A 26017-nucleotide genomic window follows, 5' to 3' on the forward strand; every position below is an offset into this window, starting at 1 on the left:
TGAGCGGGTGGGGCTGCCGGTCGACGAGGCGCCCGCGGGCTGAGCACGTCCGCGAGCGCTGCGGCGCCCTCCCATTCGTCGCCCGCGCGCTCGAGCTCGTCGCTCAGCCGTCCGGCGAGCGCCGCAGCACGCGGGTCGTCGGGGCGGTCGTCGAGCTCGTAGGGATCGGCGACGAGGTCGAAGAACTGCATCGTCAGACCCGAAGCCGGATGCCAGGTCGCGACGACCTTCGCCGTGCGCGTGCGCAGCCCGCGCACGCTGCTCGCATCCGACCGCGAGGCGAAGCGGGTGTATAGCGTCGCGTCGTCGTCGACGGATGCCGGAGCGTCGGGCGCGCCACGCAGCGCATCCGAGCGGTCGCGGCCGGCGACGCGAGCGTCGCGCGCGGTGACACCCGCAAGACCCAGGATGGTGGGCGCGAAGTCGAGGGAGTCCACGACGGTGTGCGACTCCCCCGCCGGGACCACCCCGGGCGCGTGCACGATCAGCGGCAGGCGCATCGACTCCTCGTACGCGACGTTCTTGTACATCAGGGCGTGACTGCCCAGCTGCATCCCGTGGTCGGAGGTGAACAGGATCACCGTCGGCCGGGTCGTGTTCTGTGCGGCGACGGCGGATGCCAGTCGTCCGACCTGCTCGTCGACACCCGTGATCGCCGCGAAGTAGTCGCGGGCGACCGCCGCCGCCTCGGTCGCGGCGGCCGTGCCGTGCGGCACGTTGGGGCGGTTCAGCAGGGTGCGTTCGTCGAGGCCGGCGTAGCGCGTGCGGTAGCGATCGGGCACCTGGTCGAACGGCTGGTGCGGCGGGTTGAGCGAGACCATCAGCGCGTAGGGCCCGTCGCCGGCATCCCGCACGAACTCGATCGCGACGTCGATCTCGTGCTCGGCCGACCACTCGTCCACGTCGACCCGCTGCTCCCGGCCGGCGTCGGTCGTCCAGTAGTGGGGCGCGAGGTGACGGTCGGCCGCGCCGTACGAGTACCAGTACTCGAAGCCGAAGCGCCGGTGCGGGGGTGACCAGGCATCCCACACCTTGCCGTCGTCGCGGCGTCCCTCGCCGAACCGTTCGTCGTCGGCGACCGGCGGCTCGAGATGCCACTTGCCGATGTAGCCGGTGCGCCACCCGTGCTCGCGCAGGGCGCTGGCCCAGGTGGGCAGTCCGTCGCGCAGGCCGACGCCGTCCTGCGCGCTCTCGGAGTTCACGTTCAAGGTCACGCCGTTCACCTGCGGGCGCATGCCCGTGAGGAACATCGCACGATGCGGGCTGCACACCGGGTACCCGCTCACCGCCTGACGCATGACCCGCCCGCTCGCGGCGAGGGCGTCGAGGTGCGGGGTGTGCACCGGGTCCTCCCCGGAGACCCCGAGGGATGCGGCGCGGAACTGGTCGGCCATGACGACGAGGATGTTCGGGCGATGCGGCAAGGCGGCCTCCTGGCTCGGATGCCCGCCATTCAACGCGGTCAGGAGAAGAGGATTCAACACCTTCTCCTCTTGAATCCTCTCCTCCTCCGTCGCGACGATCGAGTCATGCCCGCGACCGCCCCCGCCTGGATGCCGCCCGCCGACCCGCTCTCCGCCCCGTACACGGGTTACACCCGTGCGCACTGGGTGGCCGCCGCCGACCGGATCCTCGACGCGGCGCGACAGCGCTCGACGCACGGCGGAGCGATGGTGGATTTCGCCGTACGCCCGGGCGCGGTGGATGCCGCCGCGGGCTCGCCCATGGACCGGCTCGAGGGATTCGCGCGCACCTTTCTGCTCGCGGCCCTGCGCATCGCCGGTGACCCGGCCGGCACGGAGGGCACCGCCCCGCTGATCGCGCATTACGCCGAGGCCGTGCAGCACGCGGTCGCGCAGCGCATCTGGCCGGAGATCACCGACCACAGCCAGGCCACCGTCGAGGCGGCATCCATCGCGATCGCGCTGCACCTCACGCGCGACACGGTCTGGGCCGCGCTCGACGACGCGACCCGCGACGGCGTGCTCACCTGGTTCGCGCAGGCACGCGGCACGTGGTGCGCCGACAACAACCACGTGCTGCTGGGCGCCACCCTGGCGGCGTTCACCCACGCCGACGGATTCGCCGACGCCCGCGACACGGTCGAGAACGCGCTCGACCGAATGGACGACTGGCACCGGGCCGACGGCTGGTACACCGACGGCGACGGCCGGCGCTTCGACCATTACAACGCCTTCGCGTTCCACTGGTACCCGTTCTTCATCGACGAGATGATGGGCGCCGGCTTCGACGACCGTCGCGCCCTGCACCGCGAGCGCCTGAGAGCGTTCGTCGACGGCTATCAGCACCTGTTCGACGCGCGCTGCGCGCCGGTGTTCCAGGGCCGCTCGCTGATCTACCGCTGGGCGACGGCGGCGCCGTTCTGGATGGCGCGCCGCGAGGGGCTCCAGGTTCTCGACGCCTCGCGCACCCGGCGGCTGACCAGCGGCATCCTGAAGCACTTCGTCGACGGCGGCAGCGTCGACACCGGCGTGCTGTCGCTGGGCTGGCAGCGAGAGCCGATCCCGAGCATGGTGCAGTCGTACAGCGGACCGGGGTCGCCGTACTGGGCGGCGAAGGGCTTCCTAGGCCTCGCGCTCCCGGCGGACGACCCGGTGTGGACGGCGACGGAGACGGCGCTGCAGATCGAGCAGCACGACGTGCGGCGCGTGCTCGACGGCCCGCGGTGGCTGATCGATGCCCGCCGCGATGACGGCATCGTGCGGCTGCACAACTTCGGCAGCGACGGGCACCCGACCCGCGACGACCCCCTGTACCGCCGGATGCAGTTCACCTCCGCCACCCGGCCGGTCTCCGGCGGCGACGTGCGCGACAGCGACCTGACGATCGAGGGGGCGTCGCACCGGGCGGCGACCCGCGTGACGGTCGGCGCGCGTGGCGGCGCGGTGACCCGCACCCTCGACGCCGGAGGCCGGCATGTCGTCTCACGGGTGGCGACGAAGATCGTCGGCGACGCCACCCTGCATGTCGGTCGCCTCACGGGCGCGGTCGGCCTCACGGGGCGGGTGAGCGGCGCGGCACTCGTGGGCGGTCAGGGCGGGACGGATGCCGTGACAGCACCCGTCCCGAGCGCCGCAGCCACCGCGAACAGGCTGATCAGCAGCGTGCGGCTGCTCGGCGCCTGGGCGACGCACCCGTCCGATGCGCCGCGACGGGTCGCACTCACTCCGGAACCGGTGGTCGATGAGATCCATGACGGTGCCGACGCGCTGGCCTGCCCGGCCGTGCGCCTGGGCCCCCTGCCCGCCGACGTGGTCATCGTCTGGCAGACCTCGCTGTGCACCGCCCCGCCACCCGCGATCGGTGTGCGCGACCTCGCCGTTCTCGACGATCACGTCACGGTGACGGCCGACGACGAGCGGCTCGTGTTCCGCTGGTCGCTCGCCGAGCCCTTCGCCGCCGACGTCGAAGCGCAGCTGATCCGGCAGCCGTGATCGGCGGGGCGTGAATTGCTGCGGTCAGGCGGGGTGGTGGCCGACGACGCCCTTGCGCAGCAGAGCGTTGGCGTAGATGCGCGTCTCTCCGGTGCGCACCATCAGGTAGGCGTCCTTCGCCACTCCGTAGTACGCGAAGCGCTCGACGAACCGGGTCGTCTTCTGGCTCGTGCCGGCGGCGTGCATCAGCTCGCGCTGCACGTCGAGCACGGTGGCATCCGCCGACTCCATCAGATCGAGCGCCGGGGCGTCGTCGAGCGGCAGCACGGTGCGGATCGCGGCGACGACATCCGGGGTGGTCGTGCCGGGCAGGTCGATGACCCGCGCCCCCAGCGCCCACGCCGGGAAGTGCGCGTCGGCGACGATGACTGCGTCGGAGTGCCCCATCCGGTCGAGGTGCAGCAGCAGCTCACCGCAGAGCAGCGGGTGGATTCCTTCGAGCATCGGCGCTCCTTCGATCAGGCGGGGATGAGGCGCTCGGCAGCAAGCGTCTGCCAGAGGAAGGCGGGGATGGGCAGCGCCGCCAGCTCGACGTTCTGCGCGAGCTGTGCGGGCCGGCTGCCGCCGACGACCACGGCGTGCACGAGGTCGGACTGCAGGGGGAACTGCAGGGCCGCCGCCGGCAGCGGCACCCCGTGGTCGGCGCATACCGCGTGGATGCGCACCAGCCGGTCCCACAGCTCGTCGGGCAGCTGCCCGTACTCGTAGCGTCCGTCACGTCGCGGTTCGTGCTGCGCGAGCAGACCCGAGTTGAACACCGAGGCGGCGACGATCCCGGTGCCGTTGTCGCGGCAGGCGGGCAGCACCGCCTCGGCGGCCGGCTGCTCGAGCAGCGTGTAGCGACCGGCGACCATGATCAGGTCGAGGTCGGCCTGGCGCACCGAGGCGGCGAGCGCTTCCGACACCATCGAGCCGACGCCGATGCGCGTCACCTCGCCGTCGGCGCGCAGCTGCTCGAGGGCGGGCAGCGCCTCAGCGAGCGCGAGGTCGAGATCGTGGCGCTCCGGATCGTGCAGGTAGAGCAGGTCGATGCGCTCGATGCCCATCCGCTCGCGTGATTCGTCGAGGCTGGCGCGGATACCCTCCGCCGAGAAGTCCCATACCCGGTGCAGGTCGTCGGCGACGTGGAAGTCGTTGGCGGTGTCGAGGCCACCCGGCTCGTGCTGCGGGTTGGGGCGCAGCAGGCGCCCCACCTTGGTCGAGAGGAAATACTCGCCGCGGGGCTTGGTCTGCAGGAACGCCCCCAGACGTCGCTCCGACAGACCGAGACCGTAGTGCGGGGCCGTGTCGTAGTGCCGGATGCCCGACTCCCACGCGGCATCGAGGATGGCCCACGCCTCATCGTCGCTGAGCGCGCGGAAGAGGTTTCCGACGTTCGCCGCGCCGTAGCCCAGCCGCGGGACGGTGGATTCAGACGCCGACATGCTGCCCCTTCCAGGTGTACTCGGCGATGCTCTCCGCCTTCATCTCCATGCTCGTGCCCGGCGCAATCGGGGCCATGTACGCCCCGCCGCGGATGTCGGTCGGGGTGACGAAGTGCTCGTGCAGGTGGTCGACGTACTCGATCAGGCGGCCGTCGCGCGTGCCGCTGACGGCGACGAAGTCGAACATCGACAGATGCTGCACCGCCTCGCACAGCCCGACGCCGCCGGCGTGCGGGCACACCGGCACGCCGAACTTCGCCGCGAGCAGCAGGTTGGCGATGTTCTCGTTCACGCCGGCGACGCGCACCGCATCGATCTGCATGACCCCGATCGCGTCGGCCTGCAGCAGCTGCTTGAAGATCATCCGGTTCTGCGCGTGCTCACCGGTGGCCACCCGGATCGGCGCGACGCCGCGGGCGATCTCGGCATGACCGAGGATGTCGTCGGGGCTGGTGGGCTCTTCGATCCAGGCCGGGTCGAACTCGGCGAGCGCGTTCACCCACTCGATCGCCTCGGACACCTCCCAGCGCTGGTTCGCGTCGATGGCGATCGGGAAGTCCGGTCCGCACACCTCGCGCGCCTTGCGGAAGCGGCGGATGTCGTCGTCGAGGTCGGCGCCGACCTTCAGCTTGATCTGCGTGAAGCCATCGGCCATCGCCTCGCGGGCGAGACGCTCGAGCTTCTCGTCGGAGTATCCCAGCCAGCCCGGGCTGGTGGTGTAGCCGGGATAGCCGGTCGCCAGCAGCTGCGCTTCGCGCTCGGCGCGTCCGGCGACGCCGGCGCGCAGGATCTCCAGGGCGTCGTCGCGGGTGAGCGCGTTGCTCAGGTAGCGGAAGTCGACGAGGTCGACGATCTGCTCTGGGGTCATGCGCGCGAGCAGCTGCCACAGGGGAAGGCCCGCGCGCTTGGCCTTGATGTCCCACAGCGCGTTGATCACCGCGCCGATGGCCATGTGCATGACGCCCTTCTCAGGGCCGAGCCAGCGCAGCTGCGAGTCGCCGATGATCTCGCGGAAGGTGCCGCCCATGTCGTCGAGCAGCGGTTCGACCTCGCGGCCGACGAGGTGTCCGGCCAAGGCGTCGATCGCGGCGACCTGCACGTCGTTGCCGCGCCCGATCGTGAAGACGAAGGCGTGCCCGGCGTCACCGGCATCCGTGCGCACGATGACGTACGCCGCCGAGTAGTCGGGGTCGGGGTTCATCGCGTCCGAGCCGTCCAGGCTCAGCGATGTGGGGAAGCGGATGTCACTGGTCTCCAGCGCGACGATACGGCTCACAGCTCTCCTTCGACGCGTCGACGAGACGGACGCGAACTCTTGGAGTGTAAACATCCGATGTCTATACTGTCAAAGACGGGAGCCGCGTTCGACTCCCGACTCTGCGAGGCGAAGGAGAGCCATGAAGTTCGCAAGACTCGGCGAAGCGGGAAGCGAGATCCCCGTCGTCATCGACGGCAACCGCATCCTGGATCTGCGCCCCGTGACATCCGATGTGGACGGCGACTTCCTCGCAGGCGACCCCGTCGGTCGCACGCAGGCGGCGCTCGACGCCGGCACCCTCATCGAGGTGACCGGAGCCGAGTCCCTGCGCGTGGGCGCGCCGATCGCCCGGCCCAGCGCCGTGATCTGCATCGGGCAGAACTACGCCGCGCACGCCCGCGAATCCGGTGCCGAGCCGCCCACCGTGCCGATCATGTTCTTGAAGACGCCGAACACCGTCGTCGGCCCCGACGACACCGTCACCATCCCGCGCGGCAGCGAGAAGACCGACTGGGAGGTCGAGCTCGGCATCGTCATCGGCACCCGCACCGCCTACCTCGACTCGGTCGACGAGGCGGCCGCGCACATCGCCGGCTACGTCGTCGCGAACGACGTCTCCGAGCGCGCCTTCCAGATGGAGGTCTCGGGCGGGCAGTGGTCGAAGGGCAAGATCGCCTTCGGGTTCAACCCCACCGGGCCCTGGCTGGTCACCGCCGACGAGGTCGACCCGCGGAACCTGCGGCTGCGCAGCTGGGTCAACGGCGAGCCGCGTCAGGACTCGAACACCTCCGACATGATCTTCGACGTGCACACGATCGTGCACCACCTCTCGCAGTACGTCACCCTCGAGCCGGGCGACCTCATCCTCACCGGCACGCCGCAGGGCGTCGCGTTCGGCGGGAAGTTCCCGTACCTGCGGGCCGGCGACGTCGTCGAGGTCGAGATCGAGGGCCTGGGCCGTCAGCGCCAGGAGTTCGTCGCGTGGGAGGCCGCGAAGTGAGCCGCTCGGAGAATGGGCCCCTGAGCGCCCCGGAGAATGGGGCCGTGAGCCCGTCGAAGGGCGCGCTCGACGGCCTCGTCGCGATCGTCACCGGCGGCGCCTCCGGCATCGGAGCGGCGATCGCCTCCGCCCTGCACGAGCAGGGCGCGCAGGTCGCGGTGCTCGACCGCGACACCTCGACGGCGGATGCCCGGTTCGCCGCATTCACCGCTGACGTCTCCGACCGCGAGTCCGTGGACGCCGCCGTCGCCGCGGTCGCCGAACGGTTCGGCGGCGTCGACATCGTCATCAACAACGCCGGCATCGGCGCGCAGGGCGACATCGCCGCGAACGACGACGACGAGTGGGCCCGGGTGCTCTCGATCAACGTCACCGGCATCGCCCGCGTGACCTCGGCCGCCCTGCCGTGGCTGCGGCGGTCACCGTCGGCGGCGGTGTGCAACACGGCATCCATCGCCTCGACGACCGGCCTGCCGCAGCGCGCGCTGTACTCGGCGTCGAAGGGCGCCGTCTCGGCGCTGACCCGCGCGATGGCCGCCGATCACCTGCGCGACGGCATCCGGGTCAACGCCGTCAACCCCGGCACCGCCGACACCCCGTGGGTCGGGCGCCTGCTCGACTCCGCCGCCGACCCGGCCGCCGAGCGGGCCGCCCTCAACGCCCGCCAGCCACACGGACGCCTGGTGTCGGCCGACGAGGTCGCGGGCGCGGTGCTGTACCTGGTCAGCCCTGCCTCGGGGTCGACGACCGGCACGTGCATCGAGGTCGACGGCGGGATGGCATCCCTGCGCCTGCGCTCCGAGTGAGCCGGCCCGCCTGGGCCGGTCAGCGGATGCCGTAGAACGCCAGCGCGTTCTCCCAGAAGAGCGCGTCGGCGTCGACCTCCCTGGCCGCCGCCCATGCGGCGACGGTGGTCAGCCACGCCTGCCGGCTGCCGGGGACGAACTCGCCGGCGACCGCGGAGACCGGCCAGTCGCTGCCCCACATCAGCCGCTGCGGTCCGAAGCTCTCCAGCGCGGCATCGAGGAAGGGCGCCACCTGGGCATCCGTCCACCTCCCGCCGGTCTCGGCGGGCAGGCCCGACAGCTTGCAGAACACCTGAGGGTGCCGGGCTAGCTCCGCCATGTCGCGCAGCCACTCGGCGCGGGGGCGCTGCGGCGTCGCCGCCGTGCCGACGTGCGGCTTGCCGAGATGGTCGAGCACGATCGGGAGCTCGGGCACGGCCGCGGCGAGCGCGGTCACATCCGAGATGCCGCTGGCGTGCACGCAGGCGTCGAAGGTCCAGCCCCGGGATGCCACCGACCGCGCCCCCGCGAGGAAGGGATCGCTGAGCGCGAAGCCGTCGGGTTCGCCCTGCAGCAGGTGCCGGACTCCGATCACCCGTTCGTGCGCGCGCAGGGCGTCGAGGTGCCACTCGGTGTCGGCGCCCCGGTCTAGACGCGCTCCGGCCACGATGGCGACGACGCCCGACTGCAGCGCGATCGAGTCGACCCACCGCACCTCGGCGAGGTGCTGTTCGGCGACGGTCTCGGCCTGCACGAAGATCGCGACATCTTCCTCGACGTCGTCGAGGGCGTCATCGACGATCTCCTCGTCGGAGAACACTGCGGCCAGCGGACCGTCGAGCCAGGTGTACTCGAGCACTTGGGGGTCCCAGAGGTGCAGGTGGGAGTCGACGACGCGCATGCTCACATCCTGCCCGAAACATCCGATCACTGTGCGAAGATGGCGGCATGGCTGTCACCGATGAGGCGATCGAGAAGATCAAGGCGATGATCGTCTCCGGTGAGCTGCGCCCCGGCGATCGGCTTCCGCCCGAGAAAGAGCTCTCCGAGCGCCTCGGTCTCTCCCGCAACTCGATGCGCGAGGCGGTGAAGGCCCTCGAGGTCATCCGGGTGCTCGACGTGCGCCGAGGTGACGGCACCTACGTCACCAGCCTCGAACCGCACCTGCTGCTCGAGGCGATCAGCTTCGTCGTCGACCTGCACGACGACGATTCGCTGCTCGAGCTGTTCACCGTGCGGCGCATGCTCGAGTCGCAGGCAACGGGGCTCGCGGCCGGCGTCGCGAGCGCCGAGCAGGCGCAGGCGCTGATCGACGAGGTGTCGGCAGTCGACCCTGACAGCGTCTCGATCGACGACCTGGTCGCGCACGACATCCGCTTCCACGGCGACATCGTCCGCCTGACCGGCAACGGGTACCTCGCCAGCCTCATCGACGGGCTCGGCAGCCAGACGATCCGGGCCCGGGTGTGGCGCGGCCTCACCGAGCAGGGGGCCGTCGACCGCACGCTGTCGGAGCACCGCGCCATCGCCGAGGCGATCGCCCAGCACGACTCCGCCCTGGCCACCTCGCTCGCCACGGCACACGTCGCCGGCATCGAGCGCTGGCTGCGCCAGGCGATCTCGGCCTGACCGCCGCAGTCGCCGGGGCCGGGAGCGCGCCACCCACCGCTACCCTCGAACCATGAGCGAATGGGTCAGTTCCGCCATCCAGGTGCTCGAGGCGGACGGCAACCGGTCTGCCGACACCCACCTGCACCTGTTCCCCCTGCCGACGAGCTGGGGCATCGACCTGTACCTGAAAGACGAGTCGGTGCATCCCACCGGTTCGCTCAAGCACCGCCTGGCTCGCTCGCTCATCCTCTACGGGCTCGTCAACGGCCTGATCGATGAGGACACCACGCTCGTCGAATCGTCGAGCGGGTCGACGGCGGTCTCCGAGGCCTACTTCGCCCGGATGCTCGGACTGGAGTTCATCACGGTGGTGCCACGTTCGACGAGCCAGGAGAAGATCGACCTCATCGAGTTCTACGGGGGCCTCTGCCACTTCGTCGACCACGCCGAGGAGATCTCGCCCGAAGCGCGGCGCCTCGCCGCCGGATGCCACGGCCACTACCTCGACCAGTTCACCTTCGCCGAGCGGGCGACCGACTGGCGTGGCAACAACAACATCGCCGAGAGCGTGTTCAGCCAGCTGTCGCTCGAGAGGCATCCCGTCCCCCGCTGGATCGTCGTCGGCGCCGGCACCGGCGGCACCAGCGCCACCTTCGGCCGCTACGTGCGCTACCGCCGGCATCCGACCGAGGTGGCGGTCGTCGACCCCGAGGGCTCGGCGTTCTACGCCGCCTGGCAGGGCGATCCGGATGCCACGGGCGAGCCCTCGATGATCGAGGGCATCGGCCGGCCTCGGATGGAGCCGTCGTTCGTGCCGAGCGTCATCGACGAGATGATCCCCGTTCCCGACGCGGCGTCCGTCGCCGCGATCCGCCTGCTGCGCGAGCGGACGCTGCACCTCGCGGGCGGTTCGACCGGCACCAACCTCTACGGCGCGTTCGAGCTGATCTCGCGCATGCGCGACGCCGGTGAGACGGGCAGCGTCGTCACGCTGATCTGCGACAGCGGCATCCGCTACACGCAGACCTATTACGACGACGACTGGGTCGCAGCTCAGGGCTGGGATCTGGCCCCGCATCGCGAGCGGATGCAGCGCTTCCTCGACGGCGGCGCGTGGTGAGCGCGCTACGCTGAGCGCATGACCACGCTCATCCTCACGGTCGCGGGAGCGGATCGACCCGGGCTCGTGTCCGCCGTCGCCGACATCGTCGCGGCGCACGGCGGCAACTGGGAGAACAGCCAGCTCGCCGAGCTCGCCGGCACCTTCGCCGGGGTGATCGAGATCTCCGTCGCCGACGAGCGCGTGGATGCCCTGCGGGGCGACCTCGACGCGCTCGACGGGATGCTCGCGATCACGGTCCGCGCGGGCGCCGGCGCCTCGGCATCCGACGCCGCGCAGTGCATCTCGATCAGCGTGCTCGGCAACGACCGGGCGGGCATCGTGCGCGAGATCTCGGGTGTGCTGAGCTCTCACGCCCTGAGCATCGAGCGCATGAACACCCAGACCCGGGATGCCGCGATGGCGGGCGGCCGGCTGTTCGAGTCGTCGGTCACGGCGACCCTGCCGCCCTCGGCGGATCTCGAGACGCTGCGCGCCGACATCGAACAGCTCACCCACGACCTTCAGGTCGACATCACGACGCTCTGACCCGTCTGCGGTGAGCCGCAGCCGGTCACGCTCAGCGGGCGGTGTACACAACAGGTGTGCGCACCGCCCGCAGCGCCGACCTCAGACCAGGCGGGTCTTCGGCGACACGTCGTAGGTGTCCTGCGGGTCGGTGTTCGCGACGTCACCGAGCGCGTCGTCGATGGCCGACATCACGTCGGCGCCGAGGCGCACGCCCGAGGCCTTGACCGTCTCGGCGAGCTGCTCAGGGCGCGACGCGCCCACCAGGGCGGCGGCGACGTTCGGGTTCTGCAGCACCCACGCGATCGCGAGCTGCGGCATGGTCAGGCCCGCGTCAGCCGCGATCGGCTTGAGCTTCTGCACCGCGGCGAGGATGTCGTCGCGCAGCAGCTCCTTGATGAAGTGCGACCCCGAGTGCGGGTCGGTGGCCCGCGAGCCGTCGGGCAGGGGCTGACCCGGCAGGTACTTGCCGCTCAGCACGCCCTGCGCCATCGGCGACCAGACGATCTGCGAGATGCCGAGGCTCTCGGAGGTCGGCACGACCTTGCCCTCGATCACCCGGTGCAGCATCGAGTACTGCGGCTGGTTCGAGATCAGCTGGAATCCGAGCTGACGTGACAGGGCGTGCCCTTCGCGCAGCTGCTCTGCGGTCCACTCCGAGACGCCGATGTACAGCGCCTTGCCCTGACGGACGACATCCGCGAACGCCTGCATCGTCTCTTCGAGCGGAGTCTCGCAGTCGTAGCGGTGGGCCTGGTACAGATCGACGTAGTCGGTGCCGAGACGCTGCAGCGAGCCGTCGATCGATTCGAAGATGTGCTTGCGGCTGAGGCCGGTGTCGTTGGGGCCTTTCGGCCCGGTCGGGAAGTACACCTTCGTGAAGATCTCGAGTCCGGCACGACGCTGACCGGCGAGTGCCTTGCCGAGCACGACCTCGGCGGCGGTGTTCGCGTAGGTGTCGGCCGTGTCGAAGGTGGTGATCCCGGCGTCCAGAGCGGCGTGCACGGTCGCGATCGCCGCGTCGTCCTCCACCTGCGAGGCGTGCGTCACCCAGTTGCCGTAGGTGATCTCCGAGATCTTGAGTCCGCTGTTTCCGAGATAGCGATAGTTGACCATGCTCACACGCTATCCGGCATCGGGGCGGTCGCCGAGCGTTGGGTCAGGCCTTGACAACGGCCGGGCGTGGCCCCCTCGTCTTCAGCGCGAGCACCACCGCCGCGGCGGCCGCGGCGAGGCTCACCGCGAAGAGCACCAGCGACCACCTGCTGTAGTCGGCCCCGCCGATCATGAACGTGTCAGCCAGGTTCATCCCGGGGCCGAACGAGGCGACGAAGTACCCCGGCGCACCCAGCATGAGCAGCAGCAGGAAGAGCAGCGCGCTGTGCGCGGGCTCCAGGCGCGACCGGATGCTGAGCACGGCCACCACGATCGCCGCCGCGACGCCGATGCCGAGGATAAGCAGCGGCATCGTCACCGGCATGGTCTCGCCGGCGGCATCCATGTCGGCGTAGATCGCCGCGATCTTCTCACCCGGCACCGCGGCAAGCGGATTCAGCACGAGTATCTGCACGGCGGCGAGTGCCGCGTACGCAGCGACCGCGAGCACACCGACGACGACGATGGACGAGGTACGTATCGGGCTGCCGGTCATGGCGTCATCATGTCAGACCGACGCGGTCTCGCGGATGTCGGCGCGGGTGATGGGCTGGGTGGGTGCCGGATCGCCGGTGGCGACTCCGGAAGCCGGGGATCGGCCCGGCTCGGCATCCGCCGCGGCCACGATCGCAGCACGATCGCGGAAGCCCTCGGCCGTGACCCGGTCGAGGTCAACCTGCTTGCGGATCGTCCTGGTCTTCTCATAAAGCGACGGGTCGCCCCAGCTGGTGAGCACCTTCACGAGCACGGGCAGCAGCTCGATCATGAAGAACAGGGCGGCGATCAGCCAGTGCGCCCAGAAGATCGTCGGCTCCTTCTCGCCGAGGCGGTTGAGCCCGGTGATCTGGCTGAGCAGTCCGATGGCACCGGCGTTGCCCTGCGCGACCGAGTCGGCGCGCGCGTTGTACGCGGCTAGCGCCTGCTCGTAGGTCTTCTTCGCCGCGGGGAGCTGATCCTTCGCCTGTTCGCGGTTGGTCGTCTCGGATGCCGCGGTGTTGGCCTGCGCCCCGTTCTCGGCGGCCGAGAGGTCGTCGTTCGCCGAGCGCAGCTGCGCGGCGAGCGCGTCGTACGTCTGCTGGGCCTGGGCGAGCTGCGCCTTGGCGGCGTCGGAGCTGGACCCCTGTCCGTTCACCCCGGTGCAGCCGGGCACGGCGCCTGCGCCTTCACCCGTCAGCTCGCACTGGTACAGCGCACGGGCCGAATCGATGACCTTCTGCTGCTCGGCGATCTTGCCGGTCAGCTCGTCGACCGTCTCCTGGGCAGCGGACGTGGTCGCCGAGCCGGATTCCGTGCCGGCGACGACCCCGGTCGCGGCCTGGTTCTCGAGAGCGGCGACGCGCTCGGTCGCAGCGTCCAGCGCCTTCTTCTCGGGCCCCTTCTCGAGGGCGCCCTGGTCGGACTGCGACTGGGTGATGTTGGTGGATGCCACCTCGCGGGCGATGTCGTTGTGGAACACCTGCAGCACGAGGGGCTCAGCGACGAGGAACCCGATCAGCGCGGCCATCGCCACACGGGGCAGGGCGAGCGCGAGCATCTTGCCGACATTGCGGGTCGACGTCATGGATGAGGTGAGGAAACGGTCGAGGTTGAAGATGATGGCCGCCCACACCAGGGCCAGCGGGATGGCGACCCAGATCGCGACCTGCACGCCGGTGGTCAGCGCGAACATCATCGAGATCGCCGAGACCAGAGCGGTTCCGAGCAGAACGAAGAACATCTGCACGAACCGGGGGGTCTCACCGGGCACCCGGTCGAGGATGTCGCCTTCTGCGCCGCCGAGGATGGCCATGGTGCGCAGCCGCGAGCCGGGGGTGCGCTCGCGCTTCGGGCGCCGGGCACGCGGCTGGCGGGGTGCGCGCCGCGGCGCCGTCTGCGGTTCGGGTGAGTCGTCGGTCGGCTCTTCGGCGGGCTGCTCGAGGGTCGCAGCGGACCCCTGGCCGGTCGGCTCGTACTGGCGGAGGAAATCGAGGTCGTCGTCGGTGACCGAGCCTTCGGGACCGTCGGATTCGAACGAGATCCGCCCCTGGGAATCCATCCGTCCAGGGCGATGTGCGGAATAGGACATCCTTCGAGGGTATGAAACCGCGGCTGTGCGAGTCCCGGACGCTCCCTGCGAGCGGTTCACAGACAAGGGTGCGTCATGCGGATCCGGATGTCAGGCTGGGGCACATGAAGACGCTGCTGCTCGCCCGCCACGCGAAGTCCGACTGGGGCGATCCGTCGGTGCGCGATCACGACCGCACGCTCAACGCCCGCGGCCTGCGCGACGCCCCCGCCATGGCATCCCGACTCGTCGACGAGGGCGTGCGCCTGCAGCACATCGTGGCGAGCACGGCGCTGCGGGCCCGCGCCACCGCCGATGCCTACGCCGCTGCATTCCGACTCGAGGTGGCCGACGAGCCCACGCTCTACGCCGCGTCGGCGCGCACCATCCTGTCGGTCGCCGCCTCGCTTCCGGATGAGGTCGACGTCGCGATGCTCGTCGGGCACAACCCCGGAATGGCGGATGCCGTGCCCGACCTCACCGGGCAGTTCGTCGAATTCCCGACCTGCGCCATCGCCGAATGCGCGGTCGACGTCGACTCGTGGGCCGAGCTGATCGAGGGCAGTGGCCGGATGCTGAGACTGCGCACCCCGAAGCAGTAGCGGGTCAGGCCATCGCTGCCGCTTCGGCCTCGTCTTCGGTGGTCGCGACGAGCTGGCCGCAGGCCCCGTCGATCTCCTTGCCGCGCGTATCGCGCAGCGTGGTCGGGATGCCCGCGGCGTTGAGCCGGCGCACGAACTCGTTCTGCACGTCGACCTCGGACGCCGTCCAGATCGATCCCGGCGTCGGGTTCAGCGGGATGGGGTTCACGTGCACCCAGCCGCGACCGCGGGAGTTCAGCTTCGAGGCCAGCAGATCCGCGCGCCACGGGTGGTCGTTCATGTCCTTGATCAGGGCGTACTCGATCGACACGCGACGGCCGGTCTTGTCGAAGTACTCGCGGGCGGCATCCAGCGCCTCGCCGACCTTCCAGCGCGAGTTGACGGGGATGAGCTCGTCGCGCAGCTCGTCGTCGGGCGCATGCAGCGACAGCGCGAAGGTGACGGGGATGTCCTCGTCGGCGAGCTTCCTGATCGCGGGTGCCAGACCGACCGTCGACACCGTGATGCCGCGAGCGCTCATGCCGAGCCCGTCGGGCTGCGGGGCGACCATGATGCGCACCGCATCCATCACCCGCTTGTAGTTGGCGAGCGGCTCACCCATGCCCATGAAGACGATGTTCGACACGCGCTCCATGGAGTGGTCGTTCGACCTCTTGCCGCCGAGCTCGCCGTCGGCGATGGCTCGGTTCGCCCGCACGATCTGCTCGATGATCTCGGCGGTCGACATGTTGCGGGTGAGCCCCGCCTGGCCGGTGGCGCAGAACGGGCAGTTCATGCCGCAGCCGGCCTGCGACGACACGCACAGGGTGATGCGGCCCGGGTAGCGCATGAGCACCGACTCGACGAGCGCGCCGTCGTGCAGGCGCCAGAGGAACTTGATCGTGTCGCCCTTGTCGGTCTCGAGTCGCTTCACCTCGGTCATCAGCGGAGGCAGCATGCCGCCGACCAGCTCATCGCGCTGCGCAGCAGGGAGGTCGGTCATCTGCGCGGGGTCGGAGGTGTAGTGCGTGAAGTAATGGGTCGACAGCTGCTTGGCGCGGAAACCGGGCAGGCCCAGCTCCTTGACCTTCTCGACCCGCTCGGCGGGAGTCAGGTCGGCCAGGTGCACCGGCGGCTTGCCGCGCTTCGGGCTGGCGAACTGCAGCAGCGGGCGTCCTTCGGCATCCTTCTTCTGCGTCCAGCCCTCTGTCCGGGGGCGCGTCTGGCGCACGCCCGTGTTCGCAGGGCGCGCAGGAGAAGTCTCGGTCATGTGCTCAAGGGTACGCGGCGCGGGTGAGAGGGCGCCGAACGCCTGTGGCCCTGCGCTCGAGCGAGCACAGGGCCACAGGTCTGGAGTCGTTACTCCTTCGGTTCGACAGCGCGACGACGTCGCGCGAAGAACGCTGCCGCGCCCGCCGCCAGCAGCAGAACCGCCGTCACCAGGAGGAACGTGGAGTCCGCCCCTGTGGTGGCCAGGTCGCCGCCGCTGTTGGAGCGGCCGCCCGCGTCGGAGTTCCCACCGGGCGTGCCGGGCGTGCCGTCGCCGTCACCGTCGCCACCACCCGGGGGGTTCGTGCCGGGGTCGACCGGAGCCTCGTCATCCGCGGTCACGAGCGGGAACGTCCATGCGTTCACCGCACCGTCCGCGTCGGCGAACGACACGAGCAGCTGCGCTCCCTCAGGCAGCGCAGCGCGCGCGGCCGCCTCGAGCGGCAGCACGAGATCACTCGTGCCCCCAGCGACCTTCACTGTCGCGCTGGCAAGCAGGCGTCCGCCCATCGTGGGTCCCCAGGCCGGCGCTGCACCGTCGTCCGGTCCACACGCCGAGAAGCCGTAGGGGTCACCCTCGCAGCTCGACGTCCATACCGGGGTGAATCGCGCGTCGCCTGTGTAGAGGAACATCCGCGCCGTGCCCGCCACCGTGGAGTCCGCCTTCAGTGTGATCGACTCCGACAGCACGGCGCCGGCCGACAGCGTCAGCGCGTCGGTGGGCTGCAGGCCGGAGATCGTGCCGCCTCGGGTAGCCGACTGGAACACAGTCTGCGGCGACTGGATCCCCTGCAGCGCCGTCGCCGGAATGATCGCAGCCGGTGCGGTCGTCGCACGATCTGCCGGAGGCTCGTACCCCTCGAGGTACGCGTGGCCCCAGCGGTACGGCTCGGACTGCTGGCTGCCGAACGGCGACCAGGCGGTGCGAGTTTCTCCGATGAAGTTCCGGTTGTCCGAGTCGTACGGCGTGATGTTCAGACCGAGGTAGAGCGGATCGGTCGCGTTCGTCGCAGCGTCGCCGGTCGGAGCGGCACTTGTGGTGCCGACGGCCGCCGGAAGCGCAGCGAGCGGGATCTTCACGTCGACGACGTACTGACCACCGACGTAGGCTCCGTTGTCACGGGCCGCCGAGGCGACGACCTCGACGCCCGCGGCGTTCGGTGCGTTCTTGACAGTCTTCGCGAGCGGTCCTGTCGAGAAGCCCTGATGGTTGTCGGCATCACGAGACCAGCAGGGGCCGTTGGCTCCGTTGCCGTTCGAGCCCGAGGCGTCATCCGTGAACGGGAAGATGCCGAGCTTGAACGTCGACGAGGTGTCGACCGAGTTGCCGCGCGGGTCGAGAAGCACCTCGACCGAGTCGACCAGCCAGTGCCCGAAGCAGCGGTCCGGGGTCGCCGCAGCACTGGCGGTGTCGTCGATCACGGTCATACGTGCGTACAGCGCGTCGTCGAACCATCCGATCTGCGCTGCGCTGCCTGCGCCGCAGTCCACGCCGTTCGGCGCGCAGTCCTGCCCCTCCCACTTGCGGCCGAGGTCGAGCGAGGCCGAGTACTCCGCACCGTCGCCGCCGAGCACCGGCGCGGCAGCCAGTTCGGGAATCACCGCAGAGGGAACCAGGTACGTCTTGACCGTCTCGCTCGACGACACGCCTGCGGCGGTCGTGGTGATCGTCAGGTTCTCGACTGTGCCGCCAGGAGCGGTCGGGTCGGTGTGCGTCAGGGTGAAGTCGATCGTCTTCGTCGCACCCGCGGCGAGTCCTGCGAGAGTCTTGGTCGACGCATCCAGCGCGAACCCTGCGGGAACGGCGATGGACACCTCGGCATCCACTGCTGCGGAGCTGCGGTTGGTGACATCAACCGGCAGAGTGATCGACTCACCGGCGCCGATCTTCGTCACGGCGTCCGAACGGCCACCCACATAGGCGTCGTTGGCGGCGGTCCACTGCTCGTACTCCTCGAAGTTGCCCCATCGCTGGAAGCGACCCTCGACGGCGGCGGTGAGCGCCACCCGGGTGTCGTTGTATGCGGAGATGTCGCCAGCGGCGAACTGCGCGCCGATCTTGAACACTGCGGCGGCGGCATCCGCCGCCGGTGTCACGGTGAAGGTCGCCGACGATGCCTTGTCAGCGACGATCGGACCGAACGCCTGCGCGGCGCTGACGCTCCATCCCGCCGGGACCTGCAGTGCGATCTCGCCCGCGGGGACACTCGCTCCGCCCGAGCGCGATGACACGGTCACTGTGAACGGCTCGGTCGAGCCGTGGTAGTAGCCATCCGCCTCGACAGCGAACGTCGAACCGAGCGGCATGCCGCCGGGGTCGGCGATGACGGCGCCATAGAGCAGAGCGTCATCGCCATTGGCCGGCGACCCGTTCGGCTGCATCGGCACGTTCGAGTAGGTGACGCCGTACTGCTGGCACGCCGGGGCAACCAGGTTCTTGACCATCGTGCGCGCCTGCGTGGGGTGAGCCATGAATCCCTCGCGACCCGCCTGCGCCCAGGTCTTGGCAGTGCCTGCTTCGACGCCCTGCACGTTCCCCTCCGGCCACAGGTACGGCGAGTCGTAGCCGGTCCACGTGCCGACGACTGTGAAGGGGACGCTGGCGTTGGGCACGAACGAGGTGTTGCACTGCTCGGCAGCTGCCACTCCCGTGCCGCTGAGATCGAGACCCCAACCGCCGGAGAGCACGCGCTTGACCTGCCAGGTGTCGACTGCGCCGACGCCCGTCAGCTGCTCGGGGAAGCGCGACGGGTCTGCTGCCGCACGCGCGGCCTCCCAGACCAGACGGCCCTGAGCGTACTGGTGGTTGCCGTGCCCGACGACCATCGACGGCGTGGCCCCGAGCAGGATCTCGGGCTGGGTCTCGCGCAGCACACGCACGGTACGGCGAAGTGTCTCTTCGTCGTCCCACACCTGTGCCGTCAGCGGTGCACTGGTGTTGTAGTAGAAGTCGACGCGGTCGAGGTTGAAGATGTCGACCGTGCCCGAGCGCACGTGCGAGGTGCGATCCTCGTTCTCACGCCGCAGACCGAGGTCGGGTCCTGCCTCCGGGCCGACCGAGTTCGATCCGCCCTCACCTCGGGTGACCATGATGATGCCGCAGCGCACGTCGAACTTGTCGTGCCACACGCCGCACGGCGTGACCGTTCCGGCATCGTCATCCGGGTGGGCCCAGATGCTCATGACATCGATCTTGCCGCGCTCGGTCTCGACCGCGTTGGACGCGTCGCCCAGCACGAGCTCGCCGTCCCCCTCGGCGGCGTAGCTCGCTCCTGTCGCGAGCAGCGGCACCACCAGCCCCGCAGCAAGCGCCATGCCTGCCAATCGTCCATACCGACGCTGTTTCATACTTCCTCCTTGAAGTCCCGCTGCTCCCGTTGGAGCAGAGCGGAGTCACTGACTGACGTGTTGAAGACGAGCTGGGGATCTCTCGGGTTCGGATGCGGATCCGAACGGATCTATTCGCGCACAGCCCCCTCGAGCATCCCCTTGATGAAGTGCCGCTGCAGGAAGATGTAGAGCACCACGACGGGCAGTGCGACGAGCACCGCGCCGGCCGCCAACAGGGCCGTTCCCTGCGTGTACTGCCCCTGGAAGAACGCCAGGCCGAGTGGTGCGGTGCGCACCGTTCCGTTCGGCGACATCACCAGGGGGATCAGGAACTCGTTCCAGGTCCACATGAATGTCAGCAGCACGAGGGTGAGGATCGCCGGTCGGCCGATCGGCACGAGGATCTGCCAGAGGATGCGCACGTTCCCGGCGCCGTCCAGACGCGCCGCCTCGATCATCGCCCGGCTGGATGTGCGGAAGTACGTGCGCATCCAGTAGGTGCCGAAGGCGATCGACATCGCGATCTGCGGCAGTGCGACACCCCAGATGGTGTTGGTGAGTCCCAGCATCCGCAAGTCGAAGAACAGCGGCACGATGAACGCTTCGGTGGGCACCATGATGCCCAGCAGGAACAGATAGAAGACGAAGGTGCCGCCTCTGAAGTGCATCGTGCCGAGGGCATATCCAGCCAGGACGGATGCTGTGACAGAGACCACGACGACTATCGCGGCCACAACGACGCTGGTGAGCATGTACTGCCCGAACCGACCGATCTCCCATGCTTCCGCGAAGTTCCCCGGATGGAACGGTCCGCCGGTTCGTGCGGCGCTCGCGCTCTGCGGGCCGAACGCCGTCGTCAGGATGACGCCCAGCGGCCCGAGCACGATCAATGCGAACACGCCCAGGATCAGGTAGTTGGCCACCCGTTCGAACGCGGAGACCTTCATTTCTTCTCTCCGATCACGTTGACGACGGCGTTGATCGCGAAGACGATGACGGTCAACACGACGCCGATCGCAGCTGCCGCACCCACTTCGCCGAGCTCGAAGGCGTGTCGATACACCTCGTAACTGGGAACGGATGTCGAGTTGCCGGGGCCACCGCGCGTTGTGACGTACACCAGATCGAATGTCTTGAGGGCAGCGACAATGGTGAGCGTGAGCGCCACGGTGATCTCGCCGCGTACAGAGGGCAGCGTGACCGCGAAGAATTCGCGCACGGCGCCGGCACCGTCGAGACGGGCCGCCTCGTACTGCTCACGCGGTACGCGGCTCATACCCGCCATCAGCAGCAGAGTCACAAGCCCGGTCGAGACCCAGGTGCCGATCAGGCCGACAGCGGGGAGCGTGAACGTGTAATCACCCAGCCACGGTCGAGTCACGGCCTCGAGCCCTATGGCCCGCAGGATCTGGTTCAACTGGCCGTCCGGCGCGTAGATCTGCCGCCAGGTGACGGCGACGACCACCATCGCGATCACCTGAGGAAGGAAGATGACGGTGCGGAAGAAGCCGAGCCCGCGCACATTCGCTCGAGTGAGGATCGCCGCCAGCACCAGCCCGATCGCAAGCGGGACCACCGCGTAGAAGAAGATCAGCACGAGCGCATGCACGAACGATTCGCGCAGCTGACCGTCGCGGGCGATATTGACATAGTTGTCGAACCCGACGAAGACCGACGCTCCCAGGCCGTCCCATTCGAAGAAGGAGAACTGGACGGCTCGGCCGAGGGGGAAGAGGAGGAAACCTGCGTACAGCAGCAAGGCAGGTGCCAGGAACGCATAAGGTACCCACCGGCGCGGGGACTGAGCGGGGCGCGTGGTGGCGCCCCGCTCAGTCGTAGACACTTCAGCCATTCGACGAGACGAACTCCGAGTAGTCGGCGTTCAACAGCTCTGTGAACTCCGCGGCGGACAACTGACCTGCGATGAGCCCCTGCAGCGCGTCGCCGAGGGTGTCGCTGAACGTGGGTGTCGCGTAGTCGAGGTAAGGCAGCAGCGCTCCCTTCTCGGTTACACGTCCGAACTCGGTGAAGATGTCTGCCTGCACTCCGCCGGCGGGCGCCAGCCCTGCAGAGCCGTTGACGGGCATGTTGCCCGTCTCGGCGAGGATCGCCATCGCGTCATCGCTCGTGATGAAGTCCAGGTACGCCGCAGCCACGTTGTTGTTGCTCGCGGCTGAGGTGATGGCGAACGGCAGACCGGTGCCGCCGGTGGTGGCCGGGATCCCGGCCGACGTGTTCGGCACGAAGAAGCCGACGTCGTCGCCCATGGCATCCTCGAGGTCTGCGCCGAGCCAGGAGCCGCCGATCAAGAAGGTGCCTGCGCCGGTGCTGAACGACTGCCATGCGGCGTCGTAGTCGGTGCCGTTGGGGCCGTCGTTGAAGTAGCCGCCGGCCGACCAGTCGGCGAGCTGCTGTGCGGCGGCGACGTTGTCGTCGGTCTTCCAGTCGGCGCCGGAGTTGCCGAGGCCGAGGTCGCGGATGGTGTCCGCGTCGACGAAGTCGCCCTGGATCGGGCCGAAGACGTGGATCGCCGGCCACTTGTCGATGTTTCCGAGAACCAGCGGGCGCTCGCCCTTCGCGTGCGCCGTGTCGAGCACGGACTGGAACTCTGCCCAATCGGCGGGAACCTCTGCGCCGAGCTCGGCGAGCTTGGACTTGGAGTAGAACACGCCGACCACCTCGCCGACCTGCGGCAGACCGTAGATGCTGCCGGTGCCGAAATCGACGGCGTCCTCACCGTAGGTGGAGTACTGCAGCACGGATTCGGGGAAGCGGTCCTTCCATCCGTACAGCTCGGCGTAGTCGTCGAGGTTGCGCAGCTGTCCGGCCTTCACGAACGCTCCCATGGTGTTACGGCCATTGTTGGCCTGCACCACGTCGGGAGCGTCCTTGTCGGTCAGGGCGAGTCGCAGCGTGGTGTTGAGGTCGTCGAACGCCTGCGAGACGCGGTTGATGGTGACGTTGGGGTACTTGTCCTCGAACGCCGCGTTGAGCTGCTCCATCTGCTCGTTCTGACCACCCCGGACCTCCTGGTCCCAGACGGTGAGGGTGACGTCGCCCTCTGCGGCGATGTCTTTGCTGATCTTGGTGTCATCGGCATCCTTGCCGTTCGGTGCGCCCGTGCCAGGAGCACAGGCGGCCAGCGCCAGCACGACGGCTGTGCTGGCGGCAGCTGCCAGAATGCGAGTGTGTCGTTTCATCGGGTTCCTCTCATTGGTGCGGTGTACTGCAGTGATTCGGGTGCGGGGATCACATCCAGGTGCGGTGCCGGAGGGATCATCACGTCGAGGAAGGCGTAGCGGGCGCGCAGCGCAGCGTCGCCGACGCTGCGGGTCTCGCTCCACCACGCCGCGATGTCCCCCCAACCAGGTGCTGACAGCGCGCTGCCCCGCCGAGTGACGGCGATGCCGCTTGCGAGCGTGGCGAAGGCGACCTGGTCTGCGAGCGCGAGCCCCGCCAGGTGGGCGCGGACGAGAGCAGCTCCGAAGACGTCGCCGGCTCCTGTCGGGTCGACGACGTCGACCTTCAGCGCGGGCATCTGCACCTCCTCACCGGCGGCGGAGTCGATCGCGACGACGCCGTCGCCGCCGCGGGTGACCACGACGAGCGGCACGCGATCGGCGAGCGCGCGCGCGGCGGCGACCGGGTCGTCCGTGCGCGTGTAGGCCATCGCCTCGCGCTCGTTGGGAGTGAACGCGTGGCAGGAACTGAGTGCGTCGAGGTCGCTGAGCTGCCAGCGCTCACTCGAGTCCCAGCCGATGTCCGCGAAGAGCAGGGCTCCCTCGCCTGCGGCCCGACGCCACCAACCCGCGTCAGAGGCCAGGCGAAGGCTCTTCAGATCGACCAGCACCGCGCGCGCAGAGGTCGCGATCTGGAGCGCCTGCGCTGCATCCTCAGCTCCGGGGGCGTAGGTGATCATGCTGCGGTCCTCGTCGGAGGCGACCGCGACGGTGATCGGTGTCGCGTAGCCGTCGAGCCGGCGGGAATGCGAGAGATCGATCCCCTCCTGGTCCTGCAGCACCGACCAGCACCAGTCGCCGAAGACGTCGTTCCCGAACGGCGCCGCCATCGAGGTCCGAAGCCCGAGGCGCGCGCTGGCGACGGCTAGATTCGCGATACCGCCCGGGCTCAGGCCCACGGTGTCGGCGAACACCTCGGTTCCGTTCTGCGGCACAGCGTCGAGCCCCGCGAAGCCGTAGTCCAGAAAAAGCGGACCCAGCAGTGCCACGTCCCACTCGAATCGGGCGTTCAACGGTCCTCCTCAGATCATCATCGATGTCGGGTTTGTTAGACCATACTCTCAATTGCTCGTTTATGCACACTCATGCTCATTCCTGACTGATATGCTCACGGCATGCTCACGACAACTCGTCAGGCGCACATCCTGAATTCGCTGCGCACGGATGGACAGGTGACCGTCGAAGAACTGGCGGACCAGTTCGGCGTCTCCGCCTCCACGATTCGCCGCGACCTCAACGCGCTCAGCACCGACGGCCTGCTGCACCGCGTGCGTGGCGGCGGCAGCCTCGAGCCCGACCGGGTGCCCTTCGCCGACGTACAGCAGCAGCAGCCGGAGGAGAAGTCCCGCATCGCGGCGGTCGCGGCCACTCTCGTGCATGACGGCGACATCGTGCTGCTCGACATCGGCACGACGACGGCGCGTCTGGCCCGAGCGCTGCGCGGGCGCCGCATCACCGTGGTGACCTCGAGCCTCGCCGTCGTCGATCAGCTGCGCGACGACGACTGCGTCGAGCTGATCATCCTCGGCGGTGCCATGCGCACGAACTACCAGTCGATGGTGGGCGCGCTCACCGAGCAGGCCCTTGCGCAGATTCGCGCAACCGTGTGCTTCCTCGGCACCAGCGGCATCCGTGCTGATGGCACGATCATGGACACCACGGGCATGGAGGTGCCGATCAAGCGCGCCATGATCGAGTCATCGCAGCGCGTCGTCGTTCTCGCCGACGCCACCAAACTCCCCGGGGTCGGCATTCTCAGCGTATGCGGGCCCGAAGACCTGGATGCCGTGATCACCGACGCGGCACCCGACGCAGAACCGATGCGCGCACTGCGCGATGCCGATGTGGAGGTAATGTTCGCATGAAGCTCACGATCGTTGGAGGCGGCGGCTTTCGAGTGCCCCAGGTCTTCGAGGCTGTGGCATCGGATGATGCCCCTACGCGCATCGACGAGCTGTGTCTCTTCGATGTCGCTCCCGAGCGACTCGACATCATCCGCGCAGTCATCGACGAGATGAGCGTCGCTTACCCGGCAGCGCCGCGGGTGACGACGACGACCGATGCGGAGGAGGCGTTCCGGGGAGCCGACTTCGTCTTCGCCGCTGTGCGCATCGGCGGAACCGCCGGTCGCGTCATCGACGAGCGCACCGCGCTCGACCTCGATGTGCTCGGGCAGGAGACCGTCGGGCCGGGCGGGCTGGCATACGCGCTGCGCACCGTGCCGTTCATGACGAATCTCGCGAAGATCATCCGCGACGTGGCGCCAGACGCCTGGGTCATCAACTTCACCAACCCCGCCGGCATCGTCACCGAGGCGATGCGCGCGATCCTCGGTGACCGGGTGGTCGGCATCTGCGACACCCCCATCGGCCTGATGCGTCGCGCCGTCGCAGCGACAGGCGCCTCGCCGACGGACAGCCTGATCACGTTCGACTATGTCGGCCTCAACCACCTGGGCTGGCTGCGCTCCGTGTCCGTCGACGGCACCGACGTGCTGCCAGGTCTGCTCGCCTCCGATCAGACCCTCGAGTCGATCGAAGAGGCCCGCTTGATGGGCTTCGACTGGGTGCGCTCGCTCGGTGCTCTGCCGAACGAGTATCTCTACTACTACTACTTCGCCAGGGAAGCGACGGCCGCGATCCGCACTGCGGCGAAGACTCGTGGCGAGTACCTCGACGCGCAGCAGGGTTCGTTCTTCGCCGCGGCCCACCAGCACCCGCTCGATGAATGGCAGCGGGTGCGCCACGCGCGCGAATCGACCTACATGGCGGAATCACGCACTGAAGGCGAGAGCCGCCACGAAGAGGACGTCGACACCGGCGGCTACCAGCAGGTCGCACTCGACCTGATGGCGGCCATCGCCACCGGCCGCGAAGCCACGATGATCCTCAACGTGCGCAATGGGTCGCTGGTTCCCCAGCTGCCCGCGGATGCCGTCGTCGAGGTCGGATGCACAGTGGACGCGAGCGGTGTGCGGCCCTGGCCGGTCGCTCCGGTCTCCTTGGAGATGGCGGGCCTCATGACGCAGGTGAAGTCGGCCGAGCGGCTGGTGATCGCGGCTGCCAACGAAGGCTCCCGCGAGCTCGCCTGGCGCGCCTTCGCCGCGCACCCGCTCGTGGACTCCGTCAACGTCGCGAAGAGCCTCGTCGACGGCTACCGCTCTGCGTTGCCGTCACTGGGCCGGCTGCTGAACTGACCACCGCACGACAACGGCCACCCCGTCGCTGAGAAGCAGACGG

The 26017-nt window shown here is 69.2% G+C and carries 23 protein-coding genes; 9 read left to right on the forward strand and 14 right to left on the reverse strand.

Translation table 11 applies throughout. The annotated features are described in order from the left end of the window. Positions 1-1481, reverse strand: a 1481-nt coding sequence (locus tag RT309_RS01155; protein WP_313354558.1) for a sulfatase, incomplete at its 3' end; no start/stop codon positions are given. Positions 1482-1529: 48 nt separating this feature from the next. Here RT309_RS01155 and RT309_RS01160 point away from each other — a divergent pair. Beyond that, complete coding sequence (locus tag RT309_RS01160; protein WP_313354559.1) at positions 1530-3455, forward strand: DUF2264 domain-containing protein; 1926 nt, start codon at positions 1530-1532, stop codon at positions 3453-3455. Positions 3456-3479: 24 nt separating this feature from the next. On the opposite strand, the gene RT309_RS01165 is transcribed toward RT309_RS01160, so the two are convergent. Genes RT309_RS01165 through RT309_RS01175 form a run of 3 tightly spaced genes read right to left on the reverse strand, consistent with a single transcriptional unit; the run spans position 3480 to position 6155 of the window. Then, positions 3480-3899 (reverse strand): RbsD/FucU domain-containing protein, encoded by a 420-nt coding sequence (locus tag RT309_RS01165; RefSeq protein WP_313354561.1) that lies wholly within the window; start codon positions 3897-3899, stop codon positions 3480-3482. A gap of 14 nt (positions 3900-3913) precedes the next feature. Continuing rightward, a complete protein-coding gene (locus tag RT309_RS01170) occupies positions 3914-4879 on the reverse strand; it encodes an aldo/keto reductase (protein WP_313354562.1) in 966 nt (321 codons plus the stop codon). Beyond that, positions 4866-6155: an L-fuconate dehydratase gene (locus RT309_RS01175; RefSeq protein ID WP_313354564.1), complete on the reverse strand. Its 1290-nt coding sequence runs from the start codon at positions 6153-6155 to the stop codon at positions 4866-4868. Before RT309_RS01175 ends, RT309_RS01170 begins: the two co-directional genes overlap by 14 nt. A gap of 121 nt (positions 6156-6276) precedes the next feature. Between RT309_RS01175 and RT309_RS01180 the strand changes: the two genes are divergently transcribed. Both RT309_RS01180 and RT309_RS01185 read left to right on the forward strand, forming a co-directional pair. Further along, positions 6277-7137 carry a fumarylacetoacetate hydrolase family protein gene (locus RT309_RS01180; RefSeq protein ID WP_313354566.1) on the forward strand — a complete coding sequence of 287 codons (861 nt, stop codon included), beginning with the start codon at positions 6277-6279 and terminating at the stop codon, positions 7135-7137. A gap of 44 nt (positions 7138-7181) precedes the next feature. Continuing rightward, positions 7182-7943 carry an SDR family oxidoreductase gene (locus RT309_RS01185; RefSeq protein WP_313354568.1) on the forward strand — a complete coding sequence of 254 codons (762 nt, stop codon included), beginning with the start codon at positions 7182-7184 and terminating at the stop codon, positions 7941-7943. Positions 7944-7962: 19 nt separating this feature from the next. On the opposite strand, the gene RT309_RS01190 is transcribed toward RT309_RS01185, so the two are convergent. Then, positions 7963-8823 (reverse strand): amidohydrolase family protein, encoded by an 861-nt coding sequence (locus tag RT309_RS01190; RefSeq protein WP_313354570.1) that lies wholly within the window; start codon positions 8821-8823, stop codon positions 7963-7965. Between the two features lie 47 nt (positions 8824-8870). On the opposite strand from RT309_RS01190, the gene RT309_RS01195 reads away from it, so the two are divergent. From RT309_RS01195 to RT309_RS01205, 3 genes are read left to right on the forward strand one after another with little or no spacing between them, the layout of a single operon-like run. Beyond that, a complete protein-coding gene (locus RT309_RS01195) occupies positions 8871-9551 on the forward strand; it encodes a FadR/GntR family transcriptional regulator (RefSeq protein WP_313354571.1) in 681 nt (226 codons plus the stop codon). Between the two features lie 52 nt (positions 9552-9603). Next, positions 9604-10653, forward strand: a complete 1050-nt coding sequence (locus RT309_RS01200) for a PLP-dependent cysteine synthase family protein (RefSeq protein ID WP_313354573.1) — start codon at positions 9604-9606, stop codon at positions 10651-10653. 18 nt (positions 10654-10671) lie between these two features. Continuing rightward, positions 10672-11181, forward strand: a complete 510-nt coding sequence (locus tag RT309_RS01205) for an ACT domain-containing protein (RefSeq protein ID WP_313354575.1) — start codon at positions 10672-10674, stop codon at positions 11179-11181. Between the two features lie 81 nt (positions 11182-11262). On the opposite strand, the gene RT309_RS01210 is transcribed toward RT309_RS01205, so the two are convergent. From RT309_RS01210 to RT309_RS01220, 3 genes are read right to left on the reverse strand one after another with little or no spacing between them, the layout of a single operon-like run. Beyond that, on the reverse strand, positions 11263-12276 hold the full coding sequence (locus tag RT309_RS01210; RefSeq protein WP_313354577.1) for an aldo/keto reductase family protein: 1014 nt from the start codon (positions 12274-12276) through the stop codon (positions 11263-11265). A gap of 43 nt (positions 12277-12319) precedes the next feature. Further along, on the reverse strand, positions 12320-12811 hold the full coding sequence (locus tag RT309_RS01215) for a hypothetical protein (protein ID WP_313354579.1): 492 nt from the start codon (positions 12809-12811) through the stop codon (positions 12320-12322). Between the two features lie 12 nt (positions 12812-12823). Then, positions 12824-14380, reverse strand: a complete 1557-nt coding sequence (locus RT309_RS01220) for a DUF4407 domain-containing protein (protein WP_313354580.1) — start codon at positions 14378-14380, stop codon at positions 12824-12826. Between the two features lie 104 nt (positions 14381-14484). Between RT309_RS01220 and RT309_RS01225 the strand changes: the two genes are divergently transcribed. Beyond that, positions 14485-14961, forward strand: coding sequence for a histidine phosphatase family protein (locus RT309_RS01225; protein WP_313354582.1), 477 nt, complete (start codon positions 14485-14487; stop codon positions 14959-14961). A 4-nt stretch (positions 14962-14965) separates the two neighbouring features. Here RT309_RS01225 and rlmN read toward each other — a convergent pair whose 3' ends face one another. The 6 genes from rlmN to RT309_RS01255 all read right to left on the reverse strand — a co-directional run bounded on the left by rlmN (position 14966) and on the right by RT309_RS01255 (position 23791). Continuing rightward, positions 14966-16210 (reverse strand): 23S rRNA (adenine(2503)-C(2))-methyltransferase RlmN, encoded by a 1245-nt coding sequence (gene rlmN, locus RT309_RS01230; protein ID WP_313354584.1) that lies wholly within the window; start codon positions 16208-16210, stop codon positions 14966-14968. A gap of 89 nt (positions 16211-16299) precedes the next feature. After that, positions 16300-19524 carry a PIG-L family deacetylase gene (locus RT309_RS01235; RefSeq protein ID WP_313354586.1) on the reverse strand — a complete coding sequence of 1075 codons (3225 nt, stop codon included), beginning with the start codon at positions 19522-19524 and terminating at the stop codon, positions 16300-16302. Between the two features lie 143 nt (positions 19525-19667). Continuing rightward, a complete protein-coding gene (locus RT309_RS01240) occupies positions 19668-20486 on the reverse strand; it encodes a carbohydrate ABC transporter permease (RefSeq protein WP_313354588.1) in 819 nt (272 codons plus the stop codon). Next, positions 20483-21391, reverse strand: coding sequence for a sugar ABC transporter permease (locus RT309_RS01245; RefSeq protein ID WP_313354590.1), 909 nt, complete (start codon positions 21389-21391; stop codon positions 20483-20485). The genes RT309_RS01240 and RT309_RS01245 overlap by 4 nt, the downstream gene beginning before the upstream one ends. After that, on the reverse strand, positions 21384-22739 hold the full coding sequence (locus RT309_RS01250) for an extracellular solute-binding protein (protein ID WP_313354592.1): 1356 nt from the start codon (positions 22737-22739) through the stop codon (positions 21384-21386). Before RT309_RS01250 ends, RT309_RS01245 begins: the two co-directional genes overlap by 8 nt. Beyond that, positions 22736-23791, reverse strand: coding sequence for a PfkB family carbohydrate kinase (locus tag RT309_RS01255; protein ID WP_313354594.1), 1056 nt, complete (start codon positions 23789-23791; stop codon positions 22736-22738). The genes RT309_RS01250 and RT309_RS01255 overlap by 4 nt, the downstream gene beginning before the upstream one ends. Before the next feature lie 102 nt (positions 23792-23893). Between RT309_RS01255 and RT309_RS01260 the strand changes: the two genes are divergently transcribed. Both RT309_RS01260 and RT309_RS01265 read left to right on the forward strand, forming a co-directional pair. Then, a complete protein-coding gene (locus RT309_RS01260) occupies positions 23894-24643 on the forward strand; it encodes a DeoR/GlpR family DNA-binding transcription regulator (protein WP_313354596.1) in 750 nt (249 codons plus the stop codon). After that, positions 24640-25974 (forward strand): 6-phospho-beta-glucosidase, encoded by a 1335-nt coding sequence (locus RT309_RS01265; RefSeq protein ID WP_313354598.1) that lies wholly within the window; start codon positions 24640-24642, stop codon positions 25972-25974. Before RT309_RS01260 ends, RT309_RS01265 begins: the two co-directional genes overlap by 4 nt. The last annotated feature ends 43 nt before the right edge of the window (positions 25975-26017 follow it).

The sequence above is a fragment of the Microbacterium sp. genome (assembly GCF_032084865.1).
In the GTDB taxonomy this organism is placed as follows: domain Bacteria; phylum Actinomycetota; class Actinomycetes; order Actinomycetales; family Microbacteriaceae; genus Microbacterium.